At 47.5% G+C, this 14,175-nt stretch carries 1 protein-coding gene; it reads left to right on the top strand.

Features of this window, described 5'->3' with window-relative positions:
* The first annotated feature begins 57 nt into the window (after positions 1-57).
* Complete coding sequence (locus AC23N5_RS17515; RefSeq protein WP_487756580.1) at positions 58-13,977, top strand: SdrD B-like domain-containing protein; 13,920 nt, start codon at positions 58-60, stop codon at positions 13,975-13,977.
* Positions 13,978-14,175 lie beyond the last annotated feature (198 nt).

Below are 14,175 nucleotides of genomic sequence, written 5' to 3'. Positions count from 1 at the left end.
TCTGTTTAGCTGAAAACTCAAACTCGAGCAGTCCGCATCCTAAATCAAATTTTGGTTATGAAAATAGCTTTTACTCCCAGTCGCTTCGTGGTGCCTCTCCTTTTTGCTTTGGGCTTAACGTTATCCTGTTTACAAGGATATGCCCAAGTGAGAGGTACTGTATTTCGAGATTTTAACGGAAATGGCACGCGCGACACCAACGAGCCGCTGATACCAGGGGTTGTTGTCAATGTGTACAACACCAGTTCAGGTTCTGGTGTGCTTTGTGGTACAGCTACCACGTCAGGCAATACTGCCCCCAACTACAGTGTGGCGGGTTGTAGCACAGGAGATGTTCGGGTAGAGTTTGTGCTTCCTACATCGGGTCAATGTGCCATCGACTCGTTGGATTTCTCGGCATTGGGAGGGGCTACGTACGGAAGCTCCGTGCAATTTGCCAAAGGCAACAGTACCAATGTCAATTTTGGATTGTATTATCCCAATGACTTTAACCTTGGCGTTGCAAACTCCATGGTGTATGTCCCTTGTTATGTACATGGCGACCCCGTTGCATCGGGGGGAGCATCGGGAGCGAGTGAATGGTTTGTGGGCTTTCCGTACAACAGCACGGGTAGTACTACCCCTCCTTCCAAAAAACTCAATGGCTACATGATTGGGGCTACTTGGGGGGTAGCATACAGCCGTAAAGCAAAAAAAATATTTACCTCGGCCTTGATAAAGCGGCACGTTGGATTGGGGCAACTCGGTACTGGTGGAATTTATATCATTGATGAAGCCACTTTTGTGGCCGATTCTTTGTACGACTTAGACAAAAATGGGTTTCGTACGCGTGCTGCGGCTACCGCACCTGCCTATGGAAGTAGCACCAGCTATGCACTTGCTACCGCTACGGCAGGGTCGCCCGCAGTGGCCAATACGGGGGTGTCGGTGAGTTTTCTTGGAAGTACCGACCCCGTGTCAGGGCTTCCAGAAGGACTAGGGGTAATGGGTACCAATGCCCAACGCGGCCTGACAGGTACGCCAACTACGCCTACTTACGACCCCGCTGCGTTTGACCAAGTAGGTAAAGTAGGATTAGGAGATTTGGAAATTAGTGAAGATGAACAATACCTTTTTGTGGTCAATTTGTACTCGCGTAAACTCTTACGCATGAAATTTGACAATCCAGCCAATCCCACGACTTTTACGGAAGTAGTAGAATATAGTTTGCCAAACATAACTGTCAACAACGGGCTGCTACGCCCTTGGGCATTAAAGTATTTCCGTGGAAAATTATACGTAGGAGCCGTTTCGACGGGTGAGAATGGCGGGAGTATCACCATCAATGGTGCCTCTGATGTACGTGCGTATGTTTTTGAGGTTAACGACCCAACTGGAAATCTTACGTTCAACAACACGCCTTTGTTGGATTATCCTCTCAATTTTACCAAAGGAACAACTACCAGTACAACTGGCGACAATCGTTGGTATCCTTGGACCCACCGAGCAGGTGACGTTATTTGGAATGGTGCGGCCAACTTGGCCTATCCACAACCAATTTTAAGTGACATAGAGTTTTCGGATAGGGGGGATATGTTGCTTACTTTTTCAGACCGAGCGGGACATCAATTAGGGGCTAACAATTACCGTTTTCTTTCGACAAGTACCGAAATCAGGTACGGTACTTCGGGGGGAGATATACAAGTAGCGGGATTAAATTGCCAAACCGAAGCATTCACGTTGGAGAGCAACGGACGTTACAACTCCATCAACGGGGAGCAGTATTCGGGCGGGGTTGGTAATGCACAAGGGCCTGGCGGAGGAGAGTTTTTTAATGCAGAAGCCTTTGGTATTCATGCCGAAACGTCAATGGGCGCAATGGCGGTACTAAAAGGAACGGGTAATGTCTTGATGACAATCATGGATCCTGACGCTTACGTGACAGGGGGTGTAGTGAAATTTTCGACCTCTAGCGGCGCTGCCTCGGGGGCTTATCGGCTTTATGGTAATGGTACTGTACCTGGAGGTACTAATACTGCCCTCGGTAAAGCCATTGGCTTGGGCGACCTTGAACTGACGGGGGCGTTTGCTCCCATTGAAATCGGAAATCGCGTGTGGCAGGATACCGACGCGGATGGTTTTCAAGACGCGGGAGAGTTGGGGCTGGCCAACGTAAAAGTAATCTTATGCGATGCGAATGGGGTCAAAATAGACTCGGTGCTTACCGATGCCAATGGAAACTATTACTTCTCTTCTGCAACGGGCACGAATACCAGCTCGGCTAAATATGGCATAAACTTACAGCCTAATACCAATTATATAGTAAAATTCCCGACGGCGGTAGGGACTAATTCAATCACGACGCTCAACGCAGGTAGCAACGATTTGATTGACTCCGACGCGGGTACAAATGGTCAAATCGCTTTTACTACGGGCGATATAGGCGCTACCGACCACAGCTTTGATGTCGGCTATCGTTCGTGTTTGCCAGCAGTAACAAACATTGCCCAAGTAACGGCAACTTGTTCAGGAGTTGTTGTCAATAATAATGCTTCGGTAACGGTGACCGCCACGGGTGATAAATACGCTCTTGGTACTTCAACGCTATACGCTGCCGCCACAACTTTCACAGGCTCATTTACTGCCAATAACCTCACTGCTGGTTCGCTGCTCACGTTCCGTATTTTCAACGGAGCCGATGCTTGCTACCGCGATACAACTATTTTGGTCAACCAAAAACTTTGTCCCGCTCCTCCTTGTACCAATACCATCGGAGGAACGGTTTTCAACGATTTTAACAACAACGGCGTATTCAATACAACTGATTCATTGGGCTTTGCGGGCATCAAAGTGTATGCCTTCAACTGCGCAGGTGTGAAAATCGACTCAGCCACCACTGACTACCGTGGGCGTTATACCTTGACCAACGTCACTGCGGCCAACGACACCGTTCGCATTGAGTTTGTCCGCGCTACGTTCCCTACTTGGGCTAAGCCTACTTACAACGGTGTGGATGGACGTACGGATGTGCAGTTTGTCATTGCCCCAAATTGTACGGTGGATTTAGGGTTAACAACCGACTATTGCCAGACCAACCCGTTTGTGATGGTTCCTTGCCACGTCAATGGAGCTACCACTCCGACGGGCGACGCGCTGATTCGCTTCTCGTACGATGTAACAAGTGCAGGGGCAAATGCCAACAAAAAACAGTTGTCAAATACCAATCAGATTGGGACAACTTGGGGGATTGCGTACCAAAAATCCACCAGCCGCCTGTTTGCCGCTGCCTTCCTCAAACGCCACTCGGCCATGGGGCCAAACGGCGGAGGGGCTATTTATCAAATTAATCCCGATGCGACGGGACTCAATGGTACGTTGTTTTTTGACATGAATACGGTCGAAAGCACAGGCAGCATTGCCGACAACGCGACCCGTGGTGTAAATACAGCCGCAGGTTCACCCAATACCGACGCCACTGCTTTTGCCCAAATTGGAAAAGTAAGCCTTGGCGACATTGACATTACCGAAGATGAAGAGTTTCTTTATACCATTAACTTAGCCACCAAAAAACTCTACCGCGTACCTACGACAAACCCAACGGCGGGCAACGTAACGAGCTGGGTGATTCCTACACCTGGTTGTGTGGGTGGCGAATGGCGGCCTTGGGCAACCAAAACTTACCGTGGAAAAGTATATGTGGGTGGTGTCTGTGATGCTGCTACTTCGCAACAACGCAGCGACCTTAAAGCGGTAGTTTATGAGTTTACGCCTGCTACGGGTACATTCAGTCAAGTACTTAATTTTAAATTGGATTTTGATCGTGGGGCTGCAACTTCGTACACTGCCACAACAGGTAGTGACTTAGACAAACAGTCGCATTGGAATCCTTGGACAGATGATTTTACGGTGGCGGTTCAGACAGGCTTGCACGATTTGTATCCACAACCTGTGTTGTCAGACATTGAATTTGACGTGGATGGTTCCATGATTTTAGGATTTTTGGATCGTTGGGGACACCAAACGGGTGAAGCCAACAACTTCCCCAACGGCGTTTTGGCCGAACAAGGCGTAACGGGTGGTGACGTGATGCGTGCGTATAATAACAACGGCGTTTATGAAATTGAGAATGATGGTAAAGTAGGGCCATTGACGGTGGGTGGTACAACCGCCCAGCAGAATTACAATGCATCTTCGCTTTATGCCCCTAACGGACAAGGACGCGGAGGCAAAGAGTTCTATTTTGGTGATACGTGGATGAGCAACCACGACGAGCGCAGCATGGGTAGTTTGGCACTCTTGCCAGGCTCTGGTCAAGTAATTATGGCCGCTATGGATGCCAACAATACGATTTACTCAGGTGGGGCAATTTGGCTCAATAATACCACAGGTTTGGCCGACAAAGCTTATACAATTTACAGCGGCGGGGTAGCTTCTTTTGGTAAAGGTTATGCCTTGGGTGATTTGGAACTCCAGTGTAACCCTCAACCCGTTCAAATTGGCAACCGCCTTTGGGTTGATATTGACAAAGACGGGGTGCAAGACCCTTGCAACGAGCCTGGCATTGCCAACGTGGTCGTGAGTCTTTATGACAAAGCAGGGAATTTCATTGCCAAAGATACAACCAACGCCCTGGGAGAATATTACTTCGACGCAACCAACGTGGTGGACACGGTAGGTTTGGCCAAACCTAATTTCAGAGGACCACAACCTAATACCCAATACTATATCGTGATTGGGAAAGAAACCATCGGAACGGGTGCGCAGTTCAACCGAACTGACGGTATTCTTACGTTGAGTACGGGTCAAAAATACGAATTGACGATTGCGAACAGCACCCAAAACAGTGGTAATGACCAAAACGACAGCGATTTCGAGCTGGCAGATAATCTTGCTCCGTTGGCTTTGCAAGGCTTCCCCGTTATTTGTGAAGCTACCCCAAGCTCGGGCGCAAATCATACCTTTGACGCTGGTTTTGTACCTGCTTGTGTCAAACCTTTATTCACGGCCTTTACGCAGGTAAATGCTACTTGTACAAACGGGGTTGTGCAAAACAATGCTTCCATAACAATTACCTCTAACGGCGACAAATACGCGATTGGCACCTCTACAGCCTACGCATCGGCGACGACTTTCACAGGTTCGTTTACGTTAAACAATCAAACGGCAGGTAGTACTGTTACGGTGCGGGTTTTCAAGGGGGCGAACACTTGTTTTAAAGACACTACCTTCAAAGTAAATACGGTATTATGTCCTGCGCCTCCTTGTACCAACACAATTGGCGGAACTGTTTTCAACGATTTTAACAACAACGGAGTTTTCAATACAACCGATTCACTGGGCTTTGCGGGCATCAAAGTATATGCTTTCAACTGTGCGGGTGTGAAAATTGACTCCGCTGTCACCGACTATCGTGGGCGTTATACCTTGACCAACGTCACGTCGGCCAACGATACCGTACGCATTGAATTTGTCCGCGCTACGTTCCCTGCGTGGGCACGCCCAACGTACAATGGGGTGGATGGCCGTACGGATGTACAGTTTGTAATCGCACCTAATTGCACGGTTGATTTGGGATTGACGGGCTTGCACGATTATTGTCAGGCAAGTCCTTTGATGGCTACTACTTGCTTTGTCAACGGAGCATCAGGCAATGGGGTCAATCCATTGGAAGTCTTGGTGAAGTTTAACTACAATACTTCTGGTTCGACGCCTCAACCCCAATATTTGTCCAGCAAAGGCGAATTTGGTTCGGTTTGGAGTACGGCTTATAACAACGAGACAAAACAGTTATTCTCGGGGTCTTTCCTAAAACGACATGCAGGTTTGAAAGACACAGATGGAGACAACCAAGGCGATTTAGGAATCATTTGGCAAACTTCTAATCCGTACGGAGCTACCTTTACCAACAGCGTTTGGGCTGATTTGACCAAAGCACCTTACAATTTAGATTTTGGTACCATTGGTGACGATGCTGCCCGTGGATTAGGCGTTCCTACTGCACCTAGTAATGACGCTACCACGTTCCCATTGATTGGAAAGGTAGGGGTAGGTGACATTGATATTTCAGACGATAACTCAGCCCTTTGGGTGGTAAATCCAAAAGGAAGTCAATTGCATAAAATTGCCATCAATACCGACGGCTCGGCAGGCGCTTTGACAACCTTTAACATTCCCAAAGCGTGCGGAAGCAGCTACGATACCTTATACATCAAAGCTGGAGGCAACGTTAATGGCGCATTGATTAATGGTTTCGCGGGCGACGAATTTTTCTCAGGAGGGGTTACTACTAGTTCAGGACGTTCTGGCGCGGCTTATTCGACGTTCCGCAATGGCGCAGGCTTTCAGTATAAAATTAGCCTTCCCAATGGTACATACAATGTCCAACTGTACTTTGGTAACAATACGGCAGCAAGAAACCAGACCAATACCGTAGAGGCAACGGCTCAAACCCTAGCGATAGCGGCCAATGCAAGTGTTTCACAAATGTTCAACAACGTGGTCGTCGCCGATGATCGCTTGGATATTACCATTAGTGATTTGCCAGGAGGAGATGCCAACGCGATTTTGAGTGGGATTAAAATTTGGTCAGTAGCGGGTACGAAGTTTGAAGACAGGGCTTATCCGTTTGCGTTGAAATACCACAATGGGAAAGTATATGTAGGAACTACCTGCCCTGCCGAATTGACCCAAGACAAAGAACAGCTAAAAAGCATTGTCTATGAGTTGACAGACGATGGTTCTAGCATTTTTACCCCTGTCTTGACCGTGCCACTTACTTACACACACGGCCGTACTTACAGCCAAGAACCTGTTGTAAGATGGCAAGCATGGACGGGAGCGATTGACAAAGCATTTAATGTGGATATTTTCACGGTATATCCTCAACCTGTGTTGTCAGACATTGAATTTTTGGAAGATGGAGACATGGTATTGGGCTTTTTTGACCGTTTTGGACACCAATCAGGCGATAGAAATTACAAAACGTACGGAACTGCTACCATTCGTTCCACCATTGCGGGGGATGTGCTGAGAGCAGATGCCAAGGCAGGTAATTTTACCCTCGAAAGCAATGGTAAAGTGGGTACCAATACCTCAGCGGGAGGCGTAGGTAACAACCAAGGCCCAGGTGGGGGAGAGTTCTATTCGGGTGATAATTACCAGACGGATCACTTAGAAACGAGCTACGGTGGTATGGCATTTATCGCAGGACGTAATGAGTTGGCAGTAACTGTGCTAGATCCTTTTGACGTAGTGTCATCGGGGGTGACGTATTTCAACAATACCAACGGTAACAGCGCCAGAAGATACCAAGTAACTCCTGTGTCGATGAGCACAAGCTTCTTTAGTAAGGCCATTGCCTTGGGAGATTTGGAAGCGCTTTGTGATGTTGCCCCCGTACAAATTGGGAATCGCTTGTGGATTGATACCGACAAAGACGGAGTGCAAGACCCTTGCAATGAGCCTGGTATTGCCAATGTGGTGGTGAGTCTCTATGATAAATTGGGTAATTTCTTAGCCAAAGATACAACCAACGCGCTGGGTGAGTATTATTTTGATGCGACCAACGTCGTGGATACCTTAGGTGCCGCCAAGCCCAATGTTTTAGGGCCACAACCTAATACCCAATATTACATCGTAATTGGAAAAGAAGATAGCAAATTTAACACGACTACAGGTTCATTAACGGTGGGTGGAGTTGGCTATCAGTTGACCAAACTTAACAGCACAACTGACGGGGGCAATGACCAAAACGACAGCGATTTTGCCATTGCTACCAACACTGCTCCTGTAGCTCTCCAAGGTTATCCTGTGATTTGTGAAACTACCCCAAATGCAGGGGCAAATCACACCTTTGATGCTGGATTTAACTCAACTGTGGGCTCAATTGGTGATTTTGTTTGGAAAGACCTAAACAATAATGGCCAGCAGGATAGCGGTGAGCCAGGAGTAAATGGCGTGAAAATGATATTGTGGTCTGCCAACGCCAGTGGTAATCCTGTCGCTAAGTTGGACTCTACCGTAACGGCAACGGGAGGTAAATATGAGTTTAAAAACTTGCCTAAAGGTGATTACATCGTTCAGTTGGTGTTGAGTACCTTGCCCGATAGCTGCGTGATAAGTTCTCAAAAAGACCTTGGACCAGATGTGACTGATAATGATTTTGGCACAAACGGTTTGAGCAGTGTAGTGAAGTTAGATCCAGTAAATGGAGGTCTTGCGAAAGATAACCCAACGATAGACGCGGGCTTGTATTCTCCGAAAGGCAGTATTGGCGACTATGTTTGGAAAGACCAAAATAACAACGGCGTCCAAGACTCAGGCGAACCAGCGGTAGCGGGAGTGATCGTTCAATTGTTGAATTCAACGACGAGCGCCGTATTGGCGACTGACACGACGGATGCACAGGGTTTGTATTTGTTCTCGAATTTGAATTCAGGTACGTACCAAGTGAAGATTGTGACAACGAGCTTGCCAGCGGGTTGTGTGATTAGCAGCAAACAAGATTTGGGCGGCGACGATACGAAAGATTCTGACTTTAACCCAACGACAGGTTTGAGTCAAGTGGTAACGATAGATGCTTTGGGAACAGGCATTGCGAAAGACAACATGACGGTTGACGCGGGCTTGTATTCACCAAAAGGTTCGATTGGCGACTACGTTTGGAAAGACCAAAACAACAACGGTGTTCAAGATTCGGGCGAACCAGCGGTGGCGGGCGTAATCGTTCAATTGTTGAATTCAACGACGAGTGCCGTATTGGCGACTGACACGACGGATGTGAATGGTTTGTATTTGTTCTCTAATTTGAACTCAGGCACATACCAAGTGAAGATTGTAACGACGAGTTTGCCAGCGGGTTGCGTGATTAGCAGCAAGCAAGACTTGGGCGGTGACGATACGAAAGACTCTGACTTTAACCCAACGACAGGTTTGAGTCAAGTGGTAACGATTGATGCTTTGGGAACAGGCATTACCAAAGACAACCCAACGATAGATGCGGGCTTGTATTCGCCAAAAGGCAGTATTGGCGACTACGTATGGAAAGACCAAAACAACAACGGCGTTCAAGATTCGGGCGAACCAGCGGTGGCGGGCGTAATCGTTCAGTTGTTGAATTCAACGACCAGCGCCGTATTGGCAACTGATACGACGGATGTGAATGGTTTGTATTTGTTCTCTAATTTGAACTCAGGTACGTACCAAGTGAAGATTGTGACGACGAGTTTGCCAGCGGGTTGCGTGATTAGCAGCAAGCAAGACTTGGGCGGCGACGATACGAAAGACTCGGACTTTAACCCAACGACAGGTTTGAGTCAAGTGGTAACGATAGATGCTTTGGGAACAGGCATTGCGAAAGACAACATGACGGTTGACGCGGGCTTGTATTCTCCGAAAGGTTCGATTGGCGATTTCGTTTGGAAAGACCAAAATAACAATGGCGTTCAAGATTCAGGCGAACCAGCGGTGGCGGGCGTGATTGTTCAATTGTTGAATTCAACAACCAGCGCCGTATTGGCAACTGACACGACGGATGCGCAAGGTTTGTATTTGTTCTCTAATTTGAACTCAGGCACATACCAAGTGAAGATTGTTACGACGAGTTTACCAGCGGGTTGTGTAATTAGCAGCAAGCAAGATTTAGGCGGCGACGATACCAAAGATTCTGACTTTAACCCAACGACAGGTTTGAGCCAAGTCGTGACGATAGATGCTTTGGGAACAGGCATTGCGAAAGACAACCCAACGGTTGACGCAGGCTTGTATTCTCCGAAAGGTTCGATTGGCGATTTCGTTTGGAAGGATCAAAACAACAACGGGGTTCAAGATTCAGGCGAACCAGCGGTGGCGGGCGTAATCGTTCAATTGTTGAATTCAACGACGAGTGCCGTATTGGCGACTGACACGACAGATGCGCAAGGTTTGTATTTGTTCCCGAACTTGAATTCAGGAACTTACCAAGTGAAAATCGTCACAACGAGTTTGCCAGCAGGTTGTGTAATCAGCAGCAAGCAAGATTTGGGCGGCGACGATACGAAAGATTCTGACTTTAACCCAACGACAGGTTTGAGTCAAGTGGTGACGATAGATGTCTTAGGTACGGGTCTTGCGAAAGACAACATGACGGTTGACGCGGGCTTGTATTCTCCGAAAGGTTCGATTGGCGACTACGTTTGGAAAGACCAAAACAATAATGGTGTTCAAGATTCAGGTGAACCAGCGGTGGCGGGCGTGATTGTTCAATTATTGAATTCAACAACCAGCGCCGTATTGGCCACAGACACGACGGATGTGCAAGGATTGTACTTGTTCTCGAACCTAAATTCAGGAACGTACCAAGTGAAAATCGTCACGACGAGTTTGCCAGCGGGTTGTGTAATCAGCAGCAAGCAAGATTTGGGTGGTGACGATACGAAAGATTCTGACTTTAACCCAACGACTGGTTTGAGTCAAGTGGTGACTATAGATGCTTTGGGAACAGGCATTGCGAAAGACAACCCAACGATAGATGCGGGCTTGTATTCTCCAAAAGGTTCGATTGGGGATTATGTTTGGAAAGACCAAAACAACAACGGTGTTCAAGATTCAGGCGAACCAGCGGTGGCGGGTGTGATTGTTCAATTGTTGAATTCAACAACCAGCGCCGTATTGGCAACTGACACGACGGATGCGAATGGTTTGTACTTGTTCTCGAACCTAAATTCAGGTACGTACCAAGTGAAAATTGTGACGACGAGTTTGCCAGCGGGTTGTGTAATCAGCAGCAAGCAAGACTTAGGCGGCGACGATACGAAAGATTCTGACTTTAACCCAACGACAGGTTTGAGTCAAGTGGTGACAATTGACGCTTTGGGAACAGGCATTGCGAAAGACAACATGACGGTTGACGCGGGCTTGTATTCTCCCAAAGGTTCGATTGGTGACTACGTTTGGAAAGACCAAAACAACAACGGCGTCCAAGATTCAGGCGAACCAGCGGTAGCGGGCGTGATAGTTCAGTTGTTGAATTCAACAACCAGCGCCGTATTGGCGACTGATACGACGGATGTCAATGGTCTATACTTGTTCTCTAACTTGAATTCAGGTACGTACCAAGTGAAAATTGTTACGACGAGTTTGCCAGCGGGTTGTGTAATCAGCAGCAAGCAAGATTTGGGCGGCGACGATACGAAAGACAGTGACTTTAACCCAACGACTGGTTTGAGTCAAGTGGTGACGATAGATGCTTTGGGAACAGGCATTGCGAAAGACAACATGACGGTTGACGCGGGCTTGTATTCACCAAAAGGTAGTATTGGCGACTACGTATGGAAAGACCAAAACAACAACGGCGTTCAAGATTCGGGCGAACCAGCGGTGGCGGGCGTAATCGTTCAGTTGTTGAATTCAACGACCAGCGCCGTATTGGCAACTGATACGACGGATGCGCAAGGATTGTACTTGTTCTCGAACTTGAATTCAGGTACGTACCAAGTGAAGATTGTGACGACGAGTTTACCAGCGGGTTGTGTGATTAGCAGTAAACAAGACTTGGGTGGCGACGATACGAAAGACAGTGACTTTAACCCAACGACTGGTTTGAGTCAAGTGGTGACGATAGATGCTTTGGGAACAGGCATTGCGAAAGACAACATGACGGTTGACGCGGGCTTGTATTCACCAAAAGGTAGTATTGGCGACTACGTATGGAAAGATCAAAACAACAACGGCGTTCAAGATTCGGGCGAACCAGCGGTGGCGGGCGTAATCGTTCAATTGTTGAATTCAACGACGAGTGCCGTATTGGCAACTGACACGACGGATGCGCAAGGATTGTACTTGTTCTCGAACCTAAATTCAGGTACGTACCAAGTGAAAATCGTCACGACGAGTTTACCAGCGGGTTGTGTAATTAGCAGCAAGCAAGATTTGGGCGGCGACGATACGAAAGACTCTGACTTTAACCCAACGACAGGTTTGAGTCAAGTGGTAACAATTGACGCTTTGGGAACAGGCATTGCCAAAGACAATCCAACGGTTGACGCAGGCTTGTATTCTCCGAAAGGTTCGATTGGCGATTTCGTTTGGAAAGACCAAAACAACAACGGTGTTCAAGAGTCAGGCGAACCAGCGGTAGCAGGCGTGATTGTTCAATTGTTGAACGCAACAACCAGCGCCGTATTGGCAACTGACACGACGGATGCACAGGGTTTGTATTTGTTCTCGAATTTGAACTCAGGTACGTACCAAGTGAAGATTGTGACGACGAGTTTACCAGCGGGTTGTGTGATTAGCGGCAAGCAAGACTTGGGTGGCGACGATACCAAAGACTCGGACTTTAACCCAACGACAGGTTTGAGTCAAGTGGTAACGATAGATGTCTTGGGAACGGGTATTGCCAAAGACAACATGACGGTTGACGCAGGCTTGTATTCTCCGAAAGGCAGTATTGGCGATTTCGTTTGGAAGGATGTGAATAACAATGGTGTTCAAGATTTGCCAGCGGAAAAAGGAGTGGCTGGAGTAATCCTAGAGCTATACCGCTTGGAAGGTGTCACAACTCCAACACCTGTTTTGGTAGCCAAAGATACGACGGATGCTACGGGTAAATATTTGTTTACCAACCTGTCGAGCGGCAATTATTTTGTGCAACTTGTTCTTTCGAGTTTGGCCGATACGTGCAAAATCACAAGCAAACAAAACGAAGGTGTGGATGACACCAAAGACAGTGATTTTGGGCCAACGACAGGACGGAGTCAAGTGGTGCCAATCGACGCATTAGGTACAGGTATTGCGAAAGATAACTTGACGGTGGATGCAGGTTTGATTGTGCCTTGTGTGAAATCAAGCGTGATTGTAACCGAGGCACCGTTGTGTTCGCAGGACGTGCAAACCTACAGCATTAAGTTTACGGTAAACAACAAAATGGGTATCGTGAAGGTGAACAAAGGGACATTGACGGGCAATAATCCATATACTGTAACAGGTATTCCATCGGGTGCTAGTTTAATCATCACGGATAGTTTGAGTGCTTTGTGTAAAGCCGATACGACCATTATTGGGCCTAATTGTAACTGTAACCCTCCAGTACCAGTGTTGTTGGCACCAAGTATGACGGCTTGTATCGGTGATACCTTCCCGACCTTGAAAGCGGCTGTAGTAGGTTTGGCGACTGTAGAATGGTTTAGTCAGCAAACAGGCGGAACGTTGCTGTCAACGGGCTTAAATTATAAACCAGCTGGCACGGTAACGGGTAGCACAGTGTTCTACGCACAAGCACGCAGCACTGACCCAAGTTGTCCGACAGCCATCAGTACGAGTCGAGTTCCTGCCAACATCAACGCACAAAACTGCATTGATACCATTGATTTGGCATTGAAAAAGTCAATTAGTGCCAAAATCGTGCATGTTGGTGATGTGCTTACCTACACGGTAAAAGTGTGGAACCAATGGAACAAAAACGCAACTGGCGTAGAAGTAACTGACAGCATCGCGACCACGGCGCAGTTTGTAAGCGGCAGTTTTGTGGTGAGCCAAGGCAGTGCGACCATCAGTGGTAACGTGATTAAGTGGAATATTGGTAACATTGCGGCGGGAGGCGACACGGTGACGTTGAGCTACCAAGTGCGAGCGACGCAAGCAGGCGTTCACTTGAACACGGCCGAAATCAGCAAGACCAACGAGAAGGACAGAGATAGCACGCCAGGCAACGGCAAAGGCGGCGAAGATGACATCGACCAGCAATGCTTCACGGTGCCGTTTGAGTTGTGCGAGGGTCAGAAGGTAGAAGTAGGTGTTCCTGCCAATTTAACAAATGTCCAATGGTTCAGAAACGGTGGCACAACGGCAGTAGCAACGGGCAATGTGGTGTTATTCAGTGAAGATGGCGTTTACACCTTCACGGCAACCAACCAGACGTGTCCATCCAACGGCTGTTGTCCAGTCATCATCGAACCAGGCACCAACTGTTGCCCAGCCGAGGTTTGCGTGCCATTTACGGTGCGTAAAGTGAAAAAGTAAATAGAGGATAGTTAAATCAACTTAAAAAAGGCTGCCTTTTGGGTAGCCTTTTTTTGTGCTGATAAATAAGTAACGTTCTGATAATGAAGGTATATGCTACCTTGAATGATAATGTAAAAAAATGCCTATTAAGCTAGTGCTTTAATTAATCGAAGTTTGGCATATTTTTTGTCTTATTCGTATGTGGGTATATAAATA

The sequence above is a fragment of the Runella sp. R5_40 genome (assembly GCF_057652295.1).
Note: the sequence above shows the minus strand (reverse complement) of the source record. Positions and strands in the feature narration are given on the sequence as shown.